General features: G+C 73.4%; 15 protein-coding genes, 1 tRNA gene and 1 riboswitch. Of the genes, 8 read left to right on the top strand and 8 right to left on the bottom strand.

From position 1 onward, the window contains the following. Positions 1–7 precede the first annotated feature (7 nt). Both Srubr_RS32645 and Srubr_RS32640 read right to left on the bottom strand, forming a co-directional pair. Positions 8–3,385 carry an AfsR/SARP family transcriptional regulator gene (locus tag Srubr_RS32645; RefSeq protein WP_189994578.1) on the bottom strand — a complete coding sequence of 1,126 codons (3,378 nt, stop codon included), beginning with the start codon at positions 3,383–3,385 and terminating at the stop codon, positions 8–10. A gap of 544 nt (positions 3,386–3,929) precedes the next feature. Next, complete coding sequence (locus Srubr_RS32640; protein WP_189994581.1) at positions 3,930–6,005, bottom strand: asparagine synthase-related protein; 2,076 nt, start codon at positions 6,003–6,005, stop codon at positions 3,930–3,932. A 712-nt stretch (positions 6,006–6,717) separates the two neighbouring features. Here Srubr_RS32640 and Srubr_RS32635 point away from each other — a divergent pair. The 4 genes from Srubr_RS32635 (at position 6,718) to Srubr_RS32620 (ending at position 12,009) form a co-directional block, all read left to right on the top strand. Continuing rightward, positions 6,718–8,142, top strand: coding sequence for an MFS transporter (locus tag Srubr_RS32635; RefSeq protein ID WP_189994583.1), 1,425 nt, complete (start codon positions 6,718–6,720; stop codon positions 8,140–8,142). Positions 8,143–8,243: 101 nt separating this feature from the next. Next, positions 8,244–9,455: an L-2-hydroxyglutarate oxidase gene (lhgO, locus tag Srubr_RS32630; protein WP_189994585.1), complete on the top strand. Its 1,212-nt coding sequence runs from the start codon at positions 8,244–8,246 to the stop codon at positions 9,453–9,455. Between the two features lie 359 nt (positions 9,456–9,814). After that, entirely contained in the window at positions 9,815–10,630 is an 816-nt protein-coding gene (gene trmB / locus Srubr_RS32625) for a tRNA (guanosine(46)-N7)-methyltransferase TrmB (RefSeq protein WP_189994587.1), read from the top strand. 83 nt (positions 10,631–10,713) lie between these two features. Then, a complete protein-coding gene (locus tag Srubr_RS32620; RefSeq protein ID WP_189994589.1) occupies positions 10,714–12,009 on the top strand; it encodes a PrsW family intramembrane metalloprotease in 1,296 nt (431 codons plus the stop codon). A gap of 69 nt (positions 12,010–12,078) precedes the next feature. Here Srubr_RS32620 and Srubr_RS32615 read toward each other — a convergent pair whose 3' ends face one another. Then, a complete protein-coding gene (locus Srubr_RS32615) occupies positions 12,079–13,023 on the bottom strand; it encodes an aldo/keto reductase (protein WP_189994591.1) in 945 nt (314 codons plus the stop codon). Between the two features lie 78 nt (positions 13,024–13,101). Then, positions 13,102–14,169 (bottom strand): M23 family metallopeptidase, encoded by a 1,068-nt coding sequence (locus Srubr_RS32610; protein ID WP_189994593.1) that lies wholly within the window; start codon positions 14,167–14,169, stop codon positions 13,102–13,104. Positions 14,170–14,178: 9 nt separating this feature from the next. Beyond that, positions 14,179–14,346: riboswitch (cyclic di-AMP (ydaO/yuaA leader) on the bottom strand. A gap of 347 nt (positions 14,347–14,693) precedes the next feature. Between Srubr_RS32610 and Srubr_RS32605 the strand changes: the two genes are divergently transcribed. After that, positions 14,694–14,767, top strand: a tRNA-Met gene (locus Srubr_RS32605). Positions 14,768–14,832: 65 nt separating this feature from the next. Here the strand turns inward: Srubr_RS32605 and Srubr_RS32600 are convergent. Further along, positions 14,833–15,966 (bottom strand): dihydrofolate reductase family protein, encoded by a 1,134-nt coding sequence (locus Srubr_RS32600; protein WP_189994595.1) that lies wholly within the window; start codon positions 15,964–15,966, stop codon positions 14,833–14,835. 85 nt (positions 15,967–16,051) lie between these two features. Between Srubr_RS32600 and Srubr_RS32595 the strand changes: the two genes are divergently transcribed. Together Srubr_RS32595 and Srubr_RS32590 are read left to right on the top strand one after the other, a co-directional pair. After that, complete coding sequence (locus Srubr_RS32595; protein ID WP_189994597.1) at positions 16,052–16,561, top strand: MarR family winged helix-turn-helix transcriptional regulator; 510 nt, start codon at positions 16,052–16,054, stop codon at positions 16,559–16,561. Positions 16,562–16,664: 103 nt separating this feature from the next. Then, positions 16,665–17,300 carry a GTP cyclohydrolase II gene (locus Srubr_RS32590; protein ID WP_189994600.1) on the top strand — a complete coding sequence of 212 codons (636 nt, stop codon included), beginning with the start codon at positions 16,665–16,667 and terminating at the stop codon, positions 17,298–17,300. Positions 17,301–17,313: 13 nt separating this feature from the next. Here the strand turns inward: Srubr_RS32590 and Srubr_RS32585 are convergent, their stop codons facing one another. Together Srubr_RS32585 and Srubr_RS32580 are read right to left on the bottom strand one after the other, a co-directional pair. Then, positions 17,314–18,738 (bottom strand): DHA2 family efflux MFS transporter permease subunit, encoded by a 1,425-nt coding sequence (locus Srubr_RS32585; protein ID WP_189994602.1) that lies wholly within the window; start codon positions 18,736–18,738, stop codon positions 17,314–17,316. 19 nt (positions 18,739–18,757) lie between these two features. Then, positions 18,758–19,390, bottom strand: coding sequence for an NADPH-dependent FMN reductase (locus Srubr_RS32580; RefSeq protein WP_229926651.1), 633 nt, complete (start codon positions 19,388–19,390; stop codon positions 18,758–18,760). A 147-nt stretch (positions 19,391–19,537) separates the two neighbouring features. Between Srubr_RS32580 and Srubr_RS32575 the strand changes: the two genes are divergently transcribed. Beyond that, the gene (locus tag Srubr_RS32575) at positions 19,538–20,224 is read left to right on the top strand and encodes a TetR/AcrR family transcriptional regulator (RefSeq protein WP_189994604.1); all 687 of its coding nucleotides are present in this window, start codon (positions 19,538–19,540) and stop codon (positions 20,222–20,224) included. Between the two features lie 315 nt (positions 20,225–20,539). Here Srubr_RS32575 and Srubr_RS32570 read toward each other — a convergent pair whose 3' ends face one another. Beyond that, entirely contained in the window at positions 20,540–22,564 is a 2,025-nt protein-coding gene (locus tag Srubr_RS32570) for an ATP-binding protein (protein ID WP_189994606.1), read from the bottom strand. Positions 22,565–22,986: the final 422 nt, after the last annotated feature.

Genomic DNA, 22,986 nt, shown 5'->3' with positions numbered 1-22,986 from the left:
GCCCCGCTCACCCGGCGGCCGTACGGCTCGCCTCCGTCGCCGCTTCCAGTTCCCGCAGGACGTCCGCCGCGTCGAGCAAGGCGCCCCGGGCGCACTCGGCGGCGTGGCGGTCGGGGCCGAGGGCCGCGCGGGCGCCGGCGTGCACCCGGGCGGCCTCGGCGCGCTCCGGCTCGGGCCGCGGGACACCCGCGCGCCAGCGGTCCGCGGCGGTGAACAGCCGTACGGCGAGCGCCAGATCGCCGTACCGGGCCAGCAGGCAGGCCGCCGCGTCCGTCAGACCGGCGGTGACCGCCTCGGCGCACCGGTGGTCCACGGCCTCGCGCAGGGCCTTCGCCAGCACCCGCAGGCCCTGGGCCAGGCCCGACTCGTCGGCGACGACGAACCCTTCGACCACCCGTTGGGCCGCCACGAACTGCGGGGGCGCGGTGCTGCCGTCCCCGACCAGCGCGCAGGACGACCGGAGCAGTTCGCGGGCCCGGTCGAGGTCTCCGTCCGTGCGGGCGATGTGGGCGCGCAGCAGCAGGACGAAGGCCCGTGACTCCGGCACCGCGTACCGTTCGGCGGCCGACTCCGCCTCGTCCAGGGCGGCCAGCGCGCCGTCCCGGTCGCCGGAGCGGTAGTGGATCTCGGCGAGCCGGGCGATCAGGAACGGCGCCTCGGCGTCCGCGCCGACCTCGTAGGCGAGGCGCAGCCCCTCCTCGTACTCGGCGCGTGCCTCGTCGTACCGGCCGCGTGCCATGGCCGCCTCGCCGGCCGCGCCGCACACCTGGGCGAGCATCCAGCGGTCGCCGACGCGCCGGCCGAGGTGCCGCAGCTCGGCCAGGTCCTCGTCGACGCCCTCAAGATTGCCCGAGGTGTCGACGGTGACGTGGGCGCGGTACATCAGGGCGACGGCGAGTTCCCAGTCGCCCCCGTACCTGCGGGCGTTGGTGACGGACGCCGACAGGTTCGGCCGGACGTCGGCCGGGCCGCCCAGGTAGTACGTGGTCAGCGGCCAGAGGATGCCGGGGAACCGGGCGGCCTGAGGGCCGCCGCGCTCGTAGGCGCGCCGCACGCGCGCGACGTACTCCGGGGCCCGCTCGTCGCCCGCAAGGTGGTCGGCGTGCGACTCCGCGGTCAGGAACAGGTCGAGCATGCGCAGGTCGGTCCGCAGCTCGTTCAGCGGGTGCCGGGCCTGGCCGTCGGGGTCGGCGAGGAAGGCGCCCACCGGGTCGGCGGACGCCACCCGGGCCATCAGCCCGGCGGTCGGCGCGCCCGCGGGCAGGGTGTCCAGGGCGGCGCCCAGGCGGAGCACCAGCCGTACCCAGGACACCGCCTCCTGGCGGTGGCTGCGCAGCCACCAGAACCAGCCGATGGCCAGCACCAGGGCGCCGGCCTCGGCCTCGTCGCCCGCGCGGACCGCGCGGTCCAGGGCCGCGCGGACGTTGTCCAGCTCGGTCTCCAGGCGGGAGAACCAGGGCAGCTGGGCCGCCGACCGCAGCTGCGGGCCGGCCTCCTCCACCAGCGAGCGCACCCAGGCGCGGTGGCGTCGCTCGGCCGCCGCGCGCACCGCGGGGAGTTCGGCCGCGCGCTCGGTGGCGTACTCGTGGATGGTCTCCAGCATGCGGTACCGCATGCCGGTGCCGGTGCCGTCCGGGGCGCAGGGGGCGGCGACCACCAGGGACTTGTCGACCAGGGCGCCGAGCAGGTCGGCGGCGGGGCCGGTGCACACGGCCTCGGCCGCCGCGAGGTCCCAGCCGCCGGCGAACACCGACACCTCGCGCAGTACCGTCCGCTCCCGCTCGTCCAGCAGGTCCCAGGACCAGTCGACGACCGCGCGCAGCGTCTGCTGGCGGGGCAGGGCGGTGCGGCTCCCGGAGGTGAGCAGGCGGAAGCGGTCGTCCAGGCGGTCGGCGATCTGCCGCGGGGTCAGCAGCCGGAGCCGGGCGGCGGCCAGCTCGATGGCGAGCGGCAACCCGTCCAGGCGACGGCAGATCTCCGCGACGGCCTCGGTGTCACCGAGCACCGCGTCGGCGTCGGGGCGGACGGCCCGCGCGCGCTCGGCGAAGAGGCGGTGCGCCTGCTCCGGGACGAGGGGCTCGACCGGGCGCACCGACTCTCCGGGGACGCCCAGGGGTTCCCGGCTGGTGGCGAGGATCGTGAGCCCCGGGCACCGGGTGAGGAGGGTCTCGGCGAGGGCGGCCGCCGCGCCGATGACGTGTTCGCAGTTGTCGAGGACCAGGAGCAGGCCGCGCGGGGCGCAGTACTCGACCAGCAGGGCCGTGGGGTCGGCCTGCGGGAGGCCCAGCTCGTTGGTCAGCAGCACGGTCTCGCGCAGACCGAGCGCGCTGACCACCGCGCCGGGGACCGCCTCCGGCCGGTCGAGCGGGGCCAGCTCGACCAGCCAGGCCGAGGGGTGGGCCGCGGCGGCCTCCTCGGCCAGGCGCGTCTTCCCGGAGCCGCCCGGTCCGGTGAGCGTCACCAGGCGGGCCCGGCGCAGGTCGGAGCGGATGGCCTCCAGTTCCGGTCCCCGGCCGACGAAGGAGGTCAGCCGGGGGCGGAGGTTCCCGGCGCGGCGGGGCGGGTGCGCGCGGGTGAGGGGCGCCGCGGTAGGGCGCTCCGGGGTGGTGGGGGACTGCGGGACTGTGGGGGACTGCGGGACTGTGGGGGACTGCGGGACTGTGGGGTGCTCCTGTCTGAGCAGCGCCGCGTGCAGGTCCTTCAGCTCCCGGCCGGGGTCGGTGCCGAGGGTGTCGGCGAGGGTGCGGCGGGCGGACTCGTAGGCGGCGAGGGCGTCGGCGGTGCGGCCCGTGTCGCGCAGGGCGCGGATGAGCAGGACGCGCAGCGGCTCGTCGTAGGGGTGGGCGGCGGTCAGTTCCCGCAGCTCGGGTACGACCTCCTGGGCGCGGCCGAGGCCGAGGGCGGCGGCGGCGCGGGCGCGGGCCGCCTCCAGGCGCAGGGCCTCGGGGCGGGCGGCGGCGGTGCGGTCGGGCAGGTCGGCGAGGGCGGGGCCGTACCAGAGGGACAGGGCCTCGGTGAGGGTGCGGTGGGCGGCGGCCGGGTCGCCGGCGGCGAGGGCGGCGGTGCCGGCGTGGGTGAGCCGCTCGAAGACGTGCAGGTCGACATCGTCCGGGGCGGCTTCGAGGCGGTAGCCGCCCGTCGTGGAGGTGACGGCGTCCCGGCCGAGGGCGCGGCGGAGCCGGCCGACGAGGGCCTGGAGGGCGGCGGGGGCGTCCTGCGGCGGGGCGTCCGCCCAGATCTCGTCGATGAGGGTCTCGGGGGTGGCGGTACGGCCGGGCCGCAGGGCCAGGGCGGCGAGCAGCGTACGCAGCCGGCGCCCGCCGACGGGTACGGCAGTGCCCTGGTCGTCCGCCGCTTGGGTCACGCCCAGGATTCTGTACCGCATCCGGCCATTGTGGCGGGGGGCTCGGGGCTGGGGCACGGGGGTTCGGCGCCGGGGGTGTCGGAAGCGGTGCGGTGCCCGGCCGGGGCGGACTCACCGCCTCGCGCCTGCGGCGCGCCGATACGGGTGACGCCCACAGGGGCGCGGCACCGTACCCGGTACGCGGCTCCACCACGCAGACACAACCAGCCCACCACGAGCCGCCACCGCGCGACGGCCGCGCTGGGCCCGGCGCCGGCGCACCGGGTCCGGGCGGAGCAGGGGAATTGGGGCGCGAAGTTTGTTATGGGGCTCGGAGCCGGTACATCGGCCGCCCGGAAGACGGACTCGCCGCCGCGCCCGCGGGGGCGCCGATGCGGGCGACGGCCACCGCACCGCCCCGGGGGCGTGGGGCTGTATCCGATGTGCGGCTCACCACGCAGGCCCGACCAAGCCACCACGAACCGCGACCACGCAGGCCCGACCAACCCACCACAAACCCCAACCACACAGGCCCGACCAACCCACCACAAACCCCAACCACACAGGCCCGATGAACTCCCGCCGCTCACGCCCCCGGCGCCAGCGCCCCGCGCCTCGGCCGGATTCCCGAAGGGACCGCGCGGGAGCGGGACGGGGTTCCCGTCCAGCACGTGCCGCGGCGGGCGAGGAGGCGCCGTAGCCACAGTTCGAGGGAGACCAGGTCGGCGAGGCCGTCCAGCGGCAGGGGCTCGCCCGCCGCCCCGCCCCGCAGGGCCGCGCGGACGACGCGGGCCTCCACCAGCCCGGCGTCGGCGAGCAACGGTGTGGCGAACAGGTCCAGGAGGGGGTCGGCCGCGGCCCGCAGTCCGGCGCGGGCCGTCGCCACCGTGGAGGCGTGGGAGGGGGCGCCCCAGCCGGCCGGGAGGCCGGTGACGCCGGCGCCCTCCAGGACCGTGCGCAGGACGGCGGCACGGGCGCCGGGCCGGACGCGCAGGGCCTCGGGAAGGCCGCGGCAGGCGCGGACCACCTGGTTGTCGAGGAACGGCGCGTGCAGTCGCTGGGAGCGGACCTCCGCGGCCTGCTCCAGGACGCGGAGGTCGGCGGCGTGCCGGGCGAGCGCGGCCCGTGCGCGGTAGTCGCCGGGCCGCTGGACGCCGGTTCCGGAGCGGTCGGCCTCCGCCTGGAGCAGAACCGATACTTCGGCCAGCGCCTCCCCCGTCAGCCACCGCGCGGCGGGACCGGGCCCGGCCCAGCTCAGCGCGGCGAGGGACGCGTCGGCCGCCCCCTGGGGCTCGTCGAAGCGGCGCCGCATCAGCCGCTCGGCGAGTTCCTCCAGGCCCGCCCGGTAGGGGGTGCGGGCCAGGCGCCGGGCCGCGCCGTACACGCGGGCGGTAACGAACACCGAGCCGTCGGCGCGGGCCAGCGCGGCGACCGGCCGGACCAGGTGGCGCCGCCGGCGGTCCACCAGGAGGTCGGCGAGGCGGGCGGGGTGGGCGTCCAGGACCTGACGGGCGCCGTGGCCGGTGAAGTGGTCGGCGCTGCCGGCGGCGAGCCGCGCCCGGTGCCGGGCCGCCTGGACCAGGCAGGGGCCGGGTTCGTCGGTCAGCGGGCCGTCCAGGTCGGCGTACGGCAGGGTCTCCTGGCCGCCGGTGACCACGACGTGGTGCAGGCGGGGGCCCGCGGCCAGGGCCGCCGCCCGTTCCAGTTCGGCCTCGCGGCCGGGCACGGCCAGGTCGTTGAAGGTGACGGCGAGGAGGCGTTCGCCGGCGCCGGTGCGGTGGCCGAGGAGCGTGCCGGGCCGGCCGGGCAGCCCGGCGGCCAGCAGTGCGAGGGTGCCGGAGGCGGGCCCGCCGGAGAGGTCGGCGCCGACGCCGGGGACCGGCATCCCGCGCGCGGCGCGCCGCTCGGCAGGTCCCATGCCGGGCACCGGCCCGGGGTCCAGGTCGGGTACGTGCCGGGGGGCGGCGAGCCGGGTGCGGACCGCCTCCACCAGGGCGTCCCGTACGGCGTCCACGGCGTGGTCGGGGTCGGCGGGGGGCGCGGCCACGGCGAGGGAGGCGACCGGCTCGTACCCGGTGATCTCGCGCGCTCCGGCGCGCAGCACCAGGGCGTGCCCCGGCGGAACGCGCCGTACGCCGTCGTAGGGGGTGGTGTCGCGCAGCGCGGCCGGTACGTCCGGGGCGGCGAGCAGGGCGGCGAGGTGGGTGAAGTCGAGATTGGCCTCGATCAGGTCGGCGAGGGGCAGGGCGGCGGTGGCGTAGGCCGTGCCGCCCTCCCAGGGGGTGTGGAAGACCGGCCGGGCGCCCGCGAGGTCGCCGCAGACGGTGATGCGGCGGCCGGCCTGGACGACGGCGGTGTAGCTGCCGGACCAGGTGGTCAGGTGGCGCACCGCACCCCCGCGCGCGGTGAACAGGCCGCGCCGCAGTTCCTCGTCGGTGGCGCCGCAGATGCCGAGGACGGCGATGCGGTGCTCGGGGTCGGCGTGCACCACGCGCACCTCGTCGGGGCGCCAGTCGCCGACCGCCCACAGGGGGTCCGGGTCGCCCCACAGGAGCTGGGAGCCGACCGGTTGCAGGGTTTCGCCGTCGTAGCCGACGGCCCCCGCCGTGCCGGTCCCGGCGGTGCCCGCGGCGGTGCTGCTCCACCCCACCAACCACCGCATCGACGCCTCCACAGGCTGTGGACCACCAGTGCACCGTACGAACCGGCCCCCATGCTGCCATGAAGAACAGGCCGGGGAGGTGCGGCGTGGCCGCCTTCGACCGAGGGATGTACGCGGTGCCGGAGAAGGGGAGTTGACGGGTGGCGGGCGGGTGGGGCGGAGGCTGCGCTCAACGGGTACGACGCGAACGCGCCCCCAATGCGCTCCCCCAAATCCCCTTTCACGCCCTCAAGTTGCATGGTCACGAAGGAAATCCACCGCACGATCGAGTGATTATTTTCAGCCAAATCCGTGACGGCGCACCGGAATCGAGCACTCTCCGTACAGGACTGCGGAGCGCCTGGCGGCTTACCCATACGCACGGTCCGGGAGACGGACGACGCCTCCCGGACCGGTCCGCCACCCGCGGGGATGAAGGCGGCGGTGTCCCCCAGCCCACTGGATCCAGTACAGCGGGCCGACCCACGCACGGCCATGGAATCGCCCGCCGGGTGGCCGGAGAAGAGCGCACGGGCGGGCGCACGGCCACACGGTCGGGGGCACGTCGCGACAGCCCGTGCACGGTGCGTACAGGGCCGCGCCCGCCTACCGACCACAATCCCGCCATCCGGAACATTGCCCCTTAACGCTTGGGATGCGGCGAACTACGCTGGGTTTACGAATGCCGCACGGTTATGCCAGCGCGGCAGCCGTCTGTGTCGAGGGGTGGCGCATGTCCAGGGAGCAACGCGGGCCGAACGAAAAGCTCGGCGCCGTTCTCGCCCTCGCGGGAATCAGCAACGCCGGACTCGCCCGGCGCGTCAACGACCTTGGCGCCCAGCGCGGTCTGACGCTTCGCTACGACAAGACGTCCGTGGCGCGCTGGGTGTCGAAGGGCATGGTGCCGCAGGGTGCAGCGCCGCATCTGATCGCCGCCGCCATCGGCCAGAAGCTCGGCCGCCCGGTCCCGCTGCACGAGATCGGCCTGGCGGACGCGGATCCCGCGCCGGAGGTGGGGCTCGCCTTCCCCCGGGACGTGGCACAGGCCGTGAAGTCGGCGACCGAGCTGTACCGCCTCGACCTGGCCGGCCGCCGGGCCGGCTCCGGCGGCATCTGGCAGTCCCTCGCCGGATCGTTCGCAGTGAGCGCATACGCAACGCCCGCCTCGCGCTGGCTGATAACCCCCGCCGACAGCTCGGTCGCGCGGGAGGCGAGCACCGCCGAGGGCTCCGGCCCGCCGCTCAAAGTCGGCCACAGCGATGTGCAGAAGCTCAGGGAGGCCGCCGAGGACGCCCGGCGCTGGGACTCCAAGTACGGCGGCGGGGACTGGCGTTCGTCGATGGTGCCGGAGTGCCTGCGGGTGGAGGCGGCACCGCTGCTGCTCGGCTCCTACTCCGACGAGGTGGGCCGCGCCCTGTTCGGCGCCTCCGCCGAACTCACCCGGCTCGCGGGCTGGATGGCCTTCGACACCGGGCAACAGGAGGCCGCGCAGCGGTACTACATCCAGGCGCTGCGCCTCGCGCGCGCGGCGGCCGACGTCCCCCTCGGCGGGTACGTGCTGGCCTCCATGTCGTTGCAGGCCACCTACCGCGGCTTCGGCGACGAGGGCGTGGACCTCGCGCAGGCCGCGCTGGAGCGCAACCGGGGGCTGGCCACCGCCCGCACCATGAGCTTCTTCCGGCTGGTCGAGGCGCGGGCCCACGCACGCGCGGGCGACGCGCAGGCGGCCGGCGCGGCGCTGAAGGCGGCGGAGGGCTGGCTGGAGCGGTCCCGTCCCGGCGACAACGACCCCTCCTGGCTGGGTTTCTACGGATACGACCGGTTCGCCGCGGACGCCGCCGAGTGCTACCGCGATCTGAAGGCACCGCGTCAGGTGCGGAGGTTCACCGAGCAGGCGCTGTCGAAGCCGACGGAGGAGTTCGTGCGGTCGCACGGGCTGCGGCTGGTCGTCTCCGCCGTGGCCGAGCTGGAGTCGGGGAACCTCGACGCGGCGTGCGAGCAGGGGGTGCGGGCCGTGGAGGTGGCGGGACGGATCTCGTCGGCGCGGACCACCGAGTACGTGAAGGATCTCCTGCACCGGCTGGAGCCGTACGGGGACGAGCCGCGGGTGGTGGAGCTGCGCGAGCGGGCCCGGCCGCTGCTGATGGCACCGGCGTAGGGCCGCGCCGCCTCGGCGTCTGCCGGGGGGCCGCCGCAGGCCGGGCGTTTGAAGCCGCTGTCAGTGGCGCAGTGCACTATCGGGAGTGGAGGTGGTGCTCGGTGCTGGGCGGGGCGTACGACTGTGATGTGCTCGTGGTCGGCGGGGGGATCGTCGGGCTCGCGACGGCGTACGCGATCACGCGGGCGGCGCCGGGCACCCGCGTGACGGTGCTGGAGAAGGAGGACGGGCCCGCCCGGCACCAGACGGGACGCAACAGCGGGGTCATCCACAGCGGGATCTACTACCGCCCGGGCTCCCTCAAGGCGCGGTACGCGGTGCGGGGCGCCGCCGAGATGGTCAAGTTCTGCGCCGAGTACGGCATCGCGCACGCCGTCACCGGCAAGCTGATCGTCGCCACCGAGCGCGCCGAGCTGCCCCGGCTGCACGCGCTCGTGCAGCGCGGCCGGGAGAACGGCATCCCGGTGCGGGAGCTGGGACCGGCGCAGATCGCCGAGTACGAACCGGAGGTGCGCGGCCTGGCCGCGATACACGTCGGCACCACGGGCGTGTGCGACTACGCGGCCGTGGCCCGGGAGCTGGCCCGGGCCTCCGGGGCGGAGATCCGGTACGGCGCGGAGGTGGTACGGGTGGACCGGCGGCCGGAGCGGGGCGTGGCCGTGCTCACCGCGGCCGGCGCCGTCGTCCGCGCGCGGGTGCTGGTCAACTGCGCCGGGCTGCGCTGCGACGAGGTGGCGCGGCTGACCGGGGACGAGCCGGGGATGCGGATCGTGCCGTTCCGCGGGGAGTACTACGAGCTGGCCCGGCCCGAGCTGGTGCGGGGCCTGGTGTATCCGGTGCCGGACCCGGCGTTCCCGTTCCTCGGGGTGCATCTGACCCGGGGCGTCGACGGCGGCGTGCACATCGGCCCCAACGCGGTGCCGGCGCTGGCCCGCGAGGGGTACGGCTGGGGGGTCGTACGGCCCCGGGAGCTGGCCGGGACCCTGGCCTGGCCCGGCGCGTGGGCGATCGCCCGGCGGCACTGGCGGTACGGCGCGGGTGAGCTGCGCCGCTCGGTGTCCAAGGGGGCGTTCCTGGAGGCGGTGCGCAGACTGCTGCCCGGCGTGGACGCCGGGGACCTGGTGCCGGCCCCGGCCGGGGTGCGGGCGCAGGCGGTGCTGCGGGACGGGACGCTGGTGGACGACTTCCTGATCAGGGAGGGGGCGCGGGCGGTCCACGTACTGAACGCGCCGTCGCCCGCGGCCACTGCCTCGCTCCCCATCGGCCGCGAGATCGGACGCCGGGCACTGACCATGCTCACCTCACCGGAGTGACCCACCCGCCCCGAGGAACCGACCGCGCGGACCCGGACCACCGGGCCCGTGGAACCGGTCCCTGAAACCCGCCCGCCGGGCCCGTAGGACCGATCAGACGGGACCGGACCGCCGGGCTCGCCAGGACCAGCCGCGCGGAACCGACCACCAGCCCCGGGAAACCGGACCACCACACCCCGAACACCAGCCCCCGGAGCCGGGCCACCGGACTCATGAGACCAGCCCCGTGGAGTCGGCCCCGGGACCAGGCCCCCGAACCCCTGGAACCACCCCCGGACCCGGCCCACCGGCTCCGGAGGACCGGCCCCGAAACCGGACCACCGGACTGGGCGGACCGGACCCGTAAAATTGGGCTTACTGTGTCTGACTCCCTGAACTCCCCCGCCGTCCCGTCCGCCCCCGGTGACCCCGTCCGGCCCGTCCGGGCCAAGGGGGAACCGCGCTTCCCGGACGGGCCCAAGGCGGACCCCGCGGGTTCGCACTTCGAGCGGCGGATCCGGAGTTTCCAGCCACGGCGCAGCCGGGTGACGGCCGGGCAGGCGGACGCCCTGCAGCGGCTGTGGCCCAAGTGGGGCCTGGACATCGACGGGCAGCGGGTGATCGACCTGGCCGAGCTGTTCGGCAACGACCGTCCCGTGGTCCTGGAGATCGGGTTCGGGATGGGCGAGGCCACCGCGCGGATGGCCGCCGGCGACCCGGACACCAACATCCTCGCCGTCGACGTGCACACCCCGGGCCAGGGCAACCTGCTGGGCCTCGCCGACCGGGACGGCCTCACCAACATCCGGGTGGGCAACGGCGACGCGATCATCCTGCTGCGGGAGATGCTCCGCCCGGACTCGCTGGACGGGCTGCGCGTCTACTTCCCCGACCCCTGGCCCAAGAAGCGGCACCACAAGCGGCGGCTCATCCAGCCCGAGTTCCTGACGCTCGCCGCGACCCGGCTGAAGCCCGGCGCGCTGCTGCACTGCGCCACGGACTGGGAACCGTACGCCGAGCAGATGCTGGACGTGCTCACCGCGCACCCCGACTTCGCGAACACGCAGCCGGACGGCGGTTTCGCGCCGCGCCCGGAGTTCCGGCCGCTGACCCGTTTCGAGGGACAGGGACTGGACAAGGGACACGTCGTGAACGATCTGCTGTTCCGACGCGTACCGCACCGCCAGGACGGATAGCCGACCGGAGGGCCCGGACCACTCAACCGGCCGGGCCGATAATCCGCTCAGCCCCTCGTCCCGTCACCGTTAGGGTCGATGCCGTGGCCACCAGTCCTCCGTTCCCGACCCTTCCCCCGAGCCCCGGCGACGGTGTGCTCCGCCACCCGCACTGGTGGCAGCGCAGGTGGGTGCGGTACGGGGCGCCGAGCACGCTGCTCGCGCTGTCCGGGCTGGTCATCCTCGCGCTCGTGCGGCGGCAGACCGGCACGGACGGCTTCCTCGTCGGGCTCGGGCTGGCCGTGCTGCCCGTGCCCTGGCTGATCGCCGCGTTCCGGTGGCTGGACCGGGTGGAGCCGGGCCCCTGGCGGAACCTGGTGTTCTCCTTCGCCTGGGGGGCCTGCGCGGCGGCGCTGATAGCCATCGTGGCCAACAGCTTCGCCACCGAGTGGATCGCCACCTCCACCGCCGACCCGGCGAGCGCCGACACCCTCGGGGCCACGGTGATAGCGCCGGTCGTGGAGGAGTCCGCGAAGGCCGCCGCCGTGCTGCTGGTCTTCCTCTTCCGCAGACGCGACTTCACCGGGATCGTGGACGGCGTGGTGATAGCGGGGACCACCGCCACCGGGTTCGCGTTCACCGAGAACATCCTCTACCTCGGTACGGCCTTCGGGACCGACCAGCTCACCGGCGACCGGGGCATCGCCTCCGTCACCGCCGCCACCTTCTTCGTGCGCATCGTCATGTCCCCGTTCGCGCACCCCTTGTTCACCGTCCTGACCGGCATCGGCTTCGGCATCGCCGCGCTGTCCGCCGAGCGCCGGCCCGTCCGGCGGGTCCTGCTGCCGGTGTGCGGACTGCTGCTCGCGATGGGCATGCACGCCTTCTGGAACGGCTCGGCCACCTTCGGGCAGTACGGGTTCTTCGCCGTCTACGGCGGCTTCATGGTGCCCGTGTTCGGGCTGGTGACCTGGCTCGCGGTCTGGACCCGGCAGCGGGAGCTGCGCGCCGTGCGGGCGGAGCTGCCGGCGTATGTGCTGGCCGGGTGGCTGGGGCCGGGCGAGCCGTTCGCGCTCGGGTCGATGCGGGCGCGCCGGATGGCCCGGGACTACGCCCGGCACCACCACGGCCGGCCGGCGGCCCGGGAGGTGGCCCGCTACGAGCGGTACGCCACCTCGCTCGCCTTCCTGCGCCGGCGCGGACGCGCGGGCAAGGCCGGGGCGGACTTCACCGTGCGGGAGCGGGAGCTGCTGGCGGAGCTGTGGCGGCGCCGGCACGTGGCCCGGCCGGCGCTGGAGTACGCGAGCCGGGCCGCCGCTCCGGCCCCGGTGTACCGGCCGGCGGCGCCGTACGGATACCCGGCGGTGACGTACTCCCCCTACAACCCGTACCGGACCTGACGGGAGGGCGTGCCGGACGCCGGGCGGGCGGGCGGCACCGCCGGAGCGGGCCGTCGTACGGCCGTCCTTCTAGGCCGAGGCCTCCGTCAGCTTCGCGACCTCCGCGTCCGTCAGCGTCAGCTCCGCCACACCGAGCAGCGCCGGAAGCTGCTCGGGCGTGCGGGCGGAGGCGATCGGGGCGGTGACCGTCGGCTGGGCGGCCAGCCAGGCCAGGGCGACCGTGGCGACCGGGGCCTCGTGGGCGGCGGCGACCTCGTCCAGGGCCGCCAGGACCTGCTGGCCGCGCTCGGAGGCCACGTAGTCCCGCACCCGGTCGGCGCGGGCGCTGTCCACCGTCGCGCCGGGCCGGTACTTGCCGGTCAGGAAGCCCGAGGCGAGCCCGTAGTACGGGACGGCGGACAGGCCCTCGGCGGCGACGAGTTCCTGGAGCGGGCCCTCGTAGGTGTCGCGGGAGACCAGGTTGTAGTGCGGCTGGACGGCGACGTAGCGGGCCAGTCCCTCGCGGTCGGAGAACTCCAGGGACGCGCGCAGGCGCTCGGCGCCGATGTTGGAGGCGGCGATGTGCCGGACCTTGCCGGCCTTCACCAGCTCGTCCAGCGCGCCGATGATCTCCTCGACCGGCACCTCGGGCTGGTCGAAGTGGGTGTAGTAGAGGTCGATGTAGTCGGTGCCCAGGCGGCGCAGCGAGGCGTCGGCGGCGGCCTTGATGTTCGCGGCGGACAGCCCCTGGAACTCGGGGTGCTGGCTGACCTTCGTCGCGATGACCACGTCCGAGCGGTTGCCGCGGGCCTTGAGCCAGGCGCCGAGGACGGTCTCGGACTCGCCGCCCTTGTTGCCCTCGACCCAGGCCGAGTACACGTCCGCGGTGTCGATGAAGTTGCCGCCCGCCGCGGTGTAGGCGTCGAGGACGGCGAAGGAGGTCTGCTCGTCGGCCGTCCAGCCGAAGACGTTGCCGCCCAGGGCGAGCGGGAAGACCTTGAGGTCGGAGGAGCCGAGTGTGCGAAGTGACGTCATACGCCATGTCAACGCCGGCGGGGGCCGATCGCATCCCGCCGCCGGCGCCGATTTTCCCGGTCTTCCGGAAAGGGACCGTCAGGGGGTGAGGCCCTTGTCGCGCAGCCACGCCATCGGGTCGATGCCCGTGGGCGCGCCGCCGGGGTGGACCTCCAGGTGCAGGTGCGGGCCGGTTACGTTGCCGGTGGCGCCGACGCGGCCGATGACCTCGCCGGTGCTGACCTTCTGGCCGGCCGTGACGTTGATCGACGACTGGTGGCAGAACCACAGCTCGGTGCCGTCGTCCAGGGTCAGGATGGTGCGGTAGCCGTAGGCTCCGGCCCAGCCCGCCTCGGTGATCGTGCCGCTGTGCACGGCCTTGATCAGGGTGCCGGTGGGGGCGGCGAAGTCCAGACCGGTGTGGTGGCCGGAGGACCACATCGAGCCGGCCTGCCCGAACGTCGAGGTGATCGTGTACGAGGAGGTGGGCAGCGCGTACTGCTTGGCGAGCTCGGCCAGCCGCTTCTCCTCGGCCGCCCGCTTCGCCTCGGCCGCCGCCTTCTCGGCCTCGGCCTCCGCCTTCTCCTTGGCGGCGGCGGCCTTGGCGGCGGCCTCCTCCTCGGCCTGGGCGGCGGCCTCGGCGGTCTGCTTCTCGGCGGCGGCGAGCGCGGCCGCGGCGGCCTTGCTGTCGGCCTGACCCTGCTGCTGCTCGGCCTGCGCCATGATCCGGTTGCGCAGCACCTCGCCCGCGTCGGCGGTGTCCTGGCCCGCGTCGGAGGCCACGGCGACGGTGGCGAGCGTGGTGGTGCCGGCCGCCTCGGCGGGCCGGTCGTCGCCGGAGCCGTCCTGGAAGAGGGAGCCGACCGAGGGCAGGTCCGGCATGGAGATGGAGACCGGCGGCTTGCCGGTGTTGGCGCTGGCCATGCCGCCCGCGCCGACCGCGGCCATGACGCCGACGCCGAGGACCGTGGAGCTGCGCGCGAAGCCGCCGCGCTGCTTGGCGACCCGGTGCCGGCCGCGGACCGGGGCGACGGTTTCCTCGGTGGGGTTCCACTCCTCCCACGGGCCCTCGTCGGCGCGGTAGGCGCCGTAGCCGAAGGTCTCGGGCTCGGACTCGCGCTGTGCCGGTATGGACGGGGCTTCGGGGCCAGGCCGGTTGGACGCCACGCGGGCGTACTCCTTTCCTTCCTCCGCCTACCGGGTTAGCTGACGGGTTCGGAGCAGGAAGGTCTCCTACGCGCGTATACCGGTCGTGGACTCGCGTGAGTACACGACGGTATCCGCGTGATTCACCCCAAGGTGGTGGTTCCCCGGTTCCCTCGCGGGATTCGGCGCGTGCGCACGGAGCCGCCTCTTGTGACGGCTGGGACGACCGCGCTGCGTTATCGAACGTTAATAGACCTGACAGTCACTTTCCAAGCCGGTCCCCTTGATCATTAACGTTTTCACCGGTGGAGTTATCGGTAACTATCCCGCTAGAACGGGCAATTTGACCAGCACTCAGAAGCGGTCAGCAGTCACTCGCGATTTTGATGGTGACTCAGTTGTTATACGTGTGCGCTCGCCCGGTCACCGCGCGTGACCCCCGCTCGACCACCCCTCGGGAAGGCCCGCCAGGGGGCCCGCCGGGAGGCCCGCGGAAACCGGTGTGCGAAGCACCCCGCGCATGGCGTACACTGGAGTCACAACGACGCGGGGTGGAGCAGCTCGGTAGCTCGCTGGGCTCATAACCCAGAGGTCGCAGGTTCAAATCCTGTCCCCGCTACTGAAGGCCCAGGGCCCGGAATCCCAAGGATTCCGGGCCCTGGGTGTATACGCACCCAGGGCGTCTCAGCCCGGCAGATGGGCGTTCGGCGCCTTCGCCAGCTCCTCCAGCTCCGGCAGTACGACGACCCGCGCCCCCGCCGCCGTCAGCACCCCCGTCCCGTCGGCCGCCTCGACGAACGTGTCCGGCTCCCGCCAGGCGGTGACCACCCGGCGCACCCCGGCCCGCAGGATCAGCTCGGCACAGGGCGCCGGCCGGGAGGCACGGCGGGCGCACGGCTCCAGGCTGGAGTACACCGTGGCGCCGGACAACCGCGGGTCGGCCGGGTCGGTCTTCGCCAGCGCCGCCTCCTCCGCGTGCACCACCGGGTCGCCGCCCTCGCGCGAGTGGCCCCGGGCCAGTTCCGTGCCGTCGGCGGCGACCACCACCGCGCCCACGCTGAACGCCGTCCGGGAAGGCGGGCACAGGGCCGCCAGTTCGCAGGCGGTGCGCAGCCAGTGGCGGTCGGCGGCGGTGGCGTCCGGACCGGAGCCGGGAGCCGTGGGCGCGTACCGCATGAGGACCACGTCCTCGATCCGCCGGGTCTCCAGCAGGCGCAGGCGTCCGCCCTGGTAGGGGCCCGGCCCGAACAGCCGCGGTGCCGCCGGATCACCCACGAACAGCGGGGCGAGGGCCAGCTGGAGTTCGTCGGCCAGGCCCTGCCGGAGCAGCTGGGTGTGGACCGTGCCGCCGCCCTCGACCATCAGCCGCCGCACACCGCGCACGTCGTGCAGGTGCTCCAGCAGGGCCCGCCAGTCCAGCACGGGGCCGAACGGGACGACGTCGGCGGTGTTCCCGAGCAGGCGCGCGGCCCGTACGGCGCCCTGGTCGGTGGTGCAGACGAGTTTGTCGCCGCCGGTGTGCCAGAAGCGCGCCGCCGGGTCGAGGTCGCCGGAACCGGTGACGGCGACCTTCAGCGGGTACTCCGGCCGGCCCGCCGCGCGCCGGGCCGCGCGCCGCTCGGCCGAGCCGACCAGCAGGCGGGGGTTGTCGGAGCGGATCGTGCCGGCGCCGACCAGGATGGCGTCGGCCGAGGCCCGTACCCCGTCGACCCGGTCGAAGTCGGCCGGGCCGGACAGCAGGAGCCGCTCGGGGCCGGTGTCGTCCAGGTAGCCGTCGAGGGAGACGGCGGCGGACAGCAGCACGTACGGCAGGGGCATCGGCGCTCTTTCCTGTGGAGGCGGACGGGCGGGGCGGGGCCGCGAGCGGCTTGGTTCAAGTTTTAAACAAACCTACACTGGCGTCATGACGACCCGCTGGCTCACGCCCGAGGAGCAGCGCGCCTGGCGCGCCTACATCGCCGCCTCCCGCCTCCTGGAGGACGCGGTCGACCGGCAGCTCCAGCAGGCGGGCGGCATGTCACACCTGTTCTACTCGGTGCTGGCCGGTCTCTCCGACGCCCCCGGCCGGCGGCTGCGCATGACCGACCTCGCCGAGGCGCTGAAGATCACCCGCAGCCGGCTGACGTACGTGGTGAACCGGCTGGAGCGGGACGGCCTGGTGCGCCGGGAGAACTGTGCCGCCGACAAGCGGGCCTCCCTCGCAGTGCTGACGGACGAGGGGATGGCCGTACTGGAGCGTACGGCGCCCGGGCACGTCGAGACCGTCCGCTCGATGCTGTTCGACCGGCTCACCGAGGAGCAGGTGGGGCAGCTGGAGGAGATCTGCACGGGGATCGCGCGCGGATTGCAGGGCGAGGGGGCCGGGGCGGGTACGGACGACCTCCCCTGGCGGCGCCGTTCGTCCTGCTCCTGACCTGCTCCCGGCCTCAGATCCATTGCTTCAACTTTTAAGCATGGGGTAGGGTCCCCGCGTGCCACTGCTTCAAGTCTGAAGCACATGCTCCGGAGGGACCCGCATGCCCGACATCCCCACCGCCACCCCGCGCGCCCGCGTCCGGGTACCGCTGCGGTTCGCCGACGGCTACGGCGCCGACGCGGAACTCGTCACCTTCCACGGCCTCGCCGACGGCCGGGAGCACCTCGCCATCGTCCTGGGCGACCCGGGCCCCGTCCCGCTGGTGCGGCTGCACTCCGAGTGCCTGACCGGGGACGTCTTCAGCTCGGCCCGCTGCGACTGCGGACCGCAGCTGCGCGAGGCGGTCGAGCGCATCGCCGAGCGCGGCGGCATCCTGCTGTACCTCCGCCAGGAGGGCCGGGGCATCGGTCTCTACAACAAGCTCGACGCGTACGCCCTCCAGGACGAGGGGCTCGACACCTACGCGGCGAACGCCGCCCTCGGCCTGCCGGAGGACGCCCGCGACTACACGGCCGCCGCCCAGATGCTCACCGCCCTCGGCGTCACGGAACTGGACCTGCTGTCCAACAACCCCGACAAGGCGGCCCAGTTGCGCGCGCTGGGCATCGCCGTCCGGGACCGCGTGCCCACCGGCGTCTTCACCACCGCCCACAACATCCGCTACCTGCGCGCCAAGGCCCTCCAGACCCGGCACACCCTGCCGCTGACCGAACTCACGGAGCTGACGGCGGGCTGACCGGCGGCCGGGCTCAGCCCTGCCGTCCGCCCGGGAGGCGGAGCGCGGCCGGTACCGCGAGGGCGAGCAGTGCCGCCGCCACGGCGTAGGTGAGCCGGAAGCCGGCCGGGTCCGGGCCGGCCGCCCCGAGCAGCACGGACAGCAGGGCCGTACCGACCGACGCGGCCAGCTGGGCGTTGATGCTCAGCGCGGTGCTCGCCCCGGCCAGCCGGTCCGCGGGCAGATCGCGGCTCGCGGTGGTCATCGCCGGCATCAGCGTCATCCCGGCGCCCACGCCCATCACCATGCCCGCGACGACGATCCGCCACGACGCGGCCCCGGGCGTCCCGGTCTGCCAGGCCAGCAGGGCCATGCCGAGGGCGCCCACCGCGCACCCCGCCGCGATCAGCAGGCGCGGAGCGACCCGGTCGACCCGCCGCGCGGCGATCTGCATCGTCGTCCCGACCACGAGCCCGACCGGCGCGCCGAGCAGCCCGGCCGCCGTGGCGCTCAGGCCCCGCTCCTGCTGCCAGTACAGCGGGCCGAGCAGCATCGAGCCGAAGTAACCGCAGGTGAACGGGGCGAGCGTGGCGACGCCGGCGGCGAAGGTACGGTCCCGCAGCAGCCGCAGGTCCAGCAGCGGCGCGCGGACGGTGAGCGCCCGCCGCACGAAGGCCGTGACGAGCACCGCACCGGCGAGCGTCGGCACCAGCGCGCCGGGGGCCGTGAAGTCCCCGCGCTCGCCACCGCGCGAGAGGCCGTACAGGAGCAGGGCCAGGCCGGGGGAGAGCATCAGCAGACCGAGGAGGTCCAGCCGGGGCCGGTCGGTACCGGGGGCGTGCGGGGCGTCCGTCGGCAGCAGTCGGGCCGCGAGGAACAGGGCCAGGGCGCCGACGGGCAGGTTGATCAGGAAGATCCAGTGCCAGGAGGCGGCGTCGACCAGCCAACCGCCGAGCACCGGGCCGGCGACCGGGCCGACCAGGACCGGCAGCCCCAGCAGGGCCATCGCGCGGCCGAGCCGGGCCCGGTCGGCGACCCGCATGCCCATCGCCATGCCGACCGGCTGGAGCAGTCCGCCGCCCAGCCCCTGCACCGCGCGGAACGCGATCAGGCTGGCCGCGTCCCAGGCGCAGGCGGCGAGCAGCGAGCCGAGCGTGAACAGGCCGAGCGCGAGCACGTAGGTCCGTTTGGCCCCGATCCGGGCCATCGCCCAGGCGGCGACCGGGATGACCGCGGCGAGCGCGAGCGTGTACGCGGTCGCGGTCCACTGGATGGTTTCCAGCGGGGCGCCGAAGGACTCCGAGAGGGGGCGCAGCGCGACGTTGACGATCGTCATGTCGAGCACGGACATGACGGTGCCGAGGACCACGACGATGACGACGCGATAGAGGGCGGCGGCCGACGCGGCGGGCGCCTCGGCGCGGGCCGGACCGGACTTCGCGGAGCGCACGGTACGCATCTGTTGTGTCCGCCGCCCCTCAGGCCGAGTAGGGGTGCTCGGCACGCGCGGCGCGCAGCGCGCGGCCCCACCAGGCGAGCTGGCCCAGCATGCCCTTGGCGGCGCCCGCGCACACCTCGGTGTCGCGCGGGACGCCGTCCTCGCCGAGCCCGGACCAGGGGCCGTGCAGGCTGACCGAGTCGCGGACGGTCACGGCGTGCAGTTCGGCGAAGACCAGCCGGAGCTGCTCGACCGCGCGCAGGCCGCCGCCGAGACCGCCGTACGACACGAAGCCGACCGGCTTGGCCTGCCATTCGCGCAGGTGCCAGTCCAGGAGGTTCTTCAGGACGGCCGGGAAGCTGTGGTTGTACTCGGGCGTGACGACCACGAACGCGTCGGCGGCGGTGAGCCTCGGCGAGACCTCGCGCAGCACGGCGGCGGCCTTGGGGGCGGGCGTGCCGCCCCAGCCCGGCAGCACCAGCGGCAGGTCCACCTCGGCGAGGTCGATCAGGTCGAAGGCGAGGTCGGGGCCGGCCTCGGCGGCGGTGGCGAGGAACCAGTCGGCGACCGCGCGGCCCTGACGTCCCTCCCGCACGCTGCCGACGATCACGGCGACGCGGAGCGGCGAGTCCTCGGCGGCGCGGGCCACGGTGACGGGATCGGTGACGGACACGACTGTCCCCCTCTGAGCGATGCGATGGCGGGCGACCGCGTCCGGCGAGCGCCCCGCCGTCAAAGTACAACGACCGTTGTAAAAATTACAACGGTCGTTGTACTTCGGATAGAGTCGGCTGGTCACGCGGAAGCCAGGGAGGCGCGGATGGGCGAGACGAACGAGGCCCGGCGGGAGCGGGCGGGGGGCGAGGTGTCGCCGCGCAAGCTGCGCAAGCGCCAGGACATCGCGAGCGCCGCCTGCGCGGTCTTCGGCCGCGAGGGCTACGCGCGCGCCTCGGTCGACGCGCTGGCCGCGGCGGCCGGCGTCTCCACGCGCACGCTCTACAACCACTTCCCCGGCGGCAAGGCACAGCTCTTCCAGGCGGTCGTCACCTGGACGTCGAGCGAGGTCCGGGACGCCCAACTGGCCCGCCTGCGCGCCGCGCTGGACCCCGAGCGCCCGCCGCACCCCGAGGACCTCGAACGCGACCTGGTCTCACTGGCCCGCGGGCTCATCCGGCTCATGGCCGACTACGCGTACCACTTCGCGCTGGTCCGCCACATCCACGCGGAGGCCGACCACGTGCCGCCCGAGGTCCTCACGGCCTGGCACGAGGCCGGGCCGGCACCGGTCGGCCGGGCGCTCACCGAGGCGTTGGCCCGCCTGGAGGACGCCGGCCTGCTCGACCTGCACGGCGACGCACCACTGGCGGCGGACCACTTCATGGCCCTGGTCTCCCACATGATCGTCCATTTCACCCACTACGGGGTACAGCCCCTGCCCCCCGCGGAACAGGACCGTCTGATCACGGGCGGGGTATCGGCGTTCCTGCGGGCGTACCGGGCGGGGTGACGGGCGCGGCCCGTCCTGGAAACGAGACGGCGCCCGGCCGGCCGAAGCCGACGCGGGCGCCGTACCGCGGGTCAGGCTGGACTCGACCCGACCGCGAACCGTAGGCCCTGTGGGACTCGAACCCACAACCAATGGATTAAAAGTCCTGGCCAAAGCTTGCCGGGTGGTTCCGGACGGTTCTTCGGCGTCCGGAATCATCTGGTCAGAGTGCATGCGACGTGATGCGTGCGGCTCGTGACAGCTCGTGCCGCATCATCCGCTCACGCATCGCTCACGCAAACTGCTCGGGAAGAGCCCCTCCTGCGTGGCCCAAGATCAGTCCTGGTCGGGCCACAAGGGCAGTCGAATGCGAAAGGTCGCGCCCCCCAGCTCTCCGTGGGCATCCACGGATCGTGTGCCACGCATGTCAGCGACGGCGTCCCGAACGATCGTCAGCCCAAGCCCAGTGCTGTCTGATGCCCGGCCGACCACGCCCGGTCGCCACATCTCAACCAGGTCAACGTCGTCGACACCCGGACCCGAGTCCGAGAAGTCGACGACTGCCTGCCCGCCATCAACGTGGGTTCGCACCAACACGGCGCGCCCACCCAACATCTCACCAGCTCGCTCAAACGACTTGACGGCGTTCAGAGAGAGGTTAAAAACGATCGCTTCCAGATCCGAAGCGGCCGCGGCGACCCGAACCGGCTCCCCCCAGAGGTCTAGCGTGAGAGAGACCCCGTGACGCTCCAGCTGGCCGCGCACTGCGCCCAACGCGTCGCCGATAGCCTCATTGAGGTCACGTGCCGCAACCCGGAACTTATCCGGATGCGCCGCCCGTGCCCCGAGGGCAACCCACTCGGCTGCTCCGTCGGCAGCCAAACTGCCGGCGTCACCAACCGCGACGGACTCACGTACGGACGCGACAGACAAGATCCCGGCTGTGGCGAGTGCCCGATAGGCTAAACGCTCAGGCAGCACCGCCGGCAACGCCAGCTTCTGTCGCTGCTTGGGCAGAGGCGGCTCCGGCGTCGGCGGTTGATCCTGCGGCCCAAGCCCCGCAGACCCGCCCTCTAAAGTCTCCTCGGATTCCGTCTTCTGTCTGTAAGCAAGACTTTGATCGGCGCGACGAGTCGGAGCAAGACCCGCTAGCTGCTCACGATCTCGCATCCTCTTCCGTTCACGCGCTGCCCAGTCTGTAGCACTTGCGGCAAACTGCCTTAGCTCAATGAAGGCAGCATTCTCCTGGAACCCCATTCGATCCGTCTTAGGGAGAAGCATCCCATCCGGATCCTCTACCGAAAGCCGACCAATGCTGGTGTTAGTAGAGGGTCGCAGCTCCGGACTGCGCGACCGGTGAAGGTTGAGGTCTAGCCAGTCTGATCCTTGGTCACCATACGGATGAACGCGAAGCCCACGGTGGAACACGTGGACACCACCCACCACCGCTAGCCAAGGACGTAGTTCAACGTACCGTCGCTTTGATCCACGGAGGTCAAAGGCGCGCTTGCTGAGCAAGAACATCCACAGCTCGAAAGATGCTGGTGGCGCCTGGTATCGCAAAGGAGGCTGCAGACGCCCTCTGCGGCGATCGGGCACTACATCAATATGCTCACCCCTTGTGACCACATTCCCTTTCCAGTCGTACAGGATCGTACTGGCGTATCCCTGCTCATCCAGGTGGGCTTCGAGTTTGTACTCGTACTCGTCGAAGAAGCCCCGATTAACCGCCTCCGAGATTCTCTCGAACTGAGGAGCGATGAGCGTGGCAGCGAAGCCCGTGTCTTCGTCATTGAAAAACCCGGTCAGCAGCCGCATGGCGCGTGCAAGCCGCTCCATCTGTTCGTTGTCGAACCCTTCCATTAGCCGGTGAACGGTCAACGAGGTACCCGGAGGCTTTGACGTTGATCGGGTGGAGACTGCCAGCTCAACATCTTCGACCGACGTAACCGACTCGTAGTCAGACCAGTCGATGACAAGCACGTGCTCCAGGCCCGGCTCGCTACGCGGTCTCGTGATCACCTCGACTCGGCGACCAAGGCGTAGGGCTGCCAACCGCCCCAGGCCCTTCTCGCCAATCCGTCGGCGGTTGGATCGACTGTCCGGGGCACCAAGCTTCGATGACCTCCCGATGAGTAGGAACCCATCCCGGATGTCCTCAACGGTCATACCGTCGCCGTCGTCCTCAACAACGAGGGTCCCGCCCGGCTGACTGGCATTGTGCAGCTGGACGATGCACTTCGTCGCATCCGCGTCGTATGCGTTGCGCACCAACTCGATCACGCCGAGATCTGGGTGGGGGATGAGCTCCTCACCCAGGCGAATCAGGATCTCCGGTGCAAAGCGCAGATGAGTGCTCAAGCGTCCTCCTTCTTGTCCAGATCTGCCCACTCTTCGAGATCTTCTAGGCACGCAGCGTAGCCACCCGCAAGTCTGCATAGGACCAGCGGCTGGCTATGCGCCATAACCGGCTACCAGTTGGCCGGTTTTGACCCGCTGACGTGCGGAACCTCGCTGGATGCACCACCCGCTAACGGACAGCGGTGAGAGGGAGACCTCTGGCCATGAACCCAACAGGTGAGCAGCGCCGGCTGGCCTCGCCGGCCACCGCAGCTCCCGGCCCCACCCGTCCCCAATCGAACTAGACATAACCGAGCCATAACGCTGGCGCATCGCAGTAGTCTCGGTTGCCTGTAGTTGGCACTGGTAGCACAAGCCTTTCCCGGACACACCTGTTCCAGGTCGCTACTGTTGCGTCGAGCCCTACCTCTGAAGGAGCACCG

Source organism: Streptomyces rubradiris, from assembly GCF_016860525.1.
GTDB lineage: Bacteria > Actinomycetota > Actinomycetes > Streptomycetales > Streptomycetaceae > Streptomyces > Streptomyces rubradiris.
Note: the sequence above shows the minus strand (reverse complement) of the source record. Positions and strands in the feature narration are given on the sequence as shown.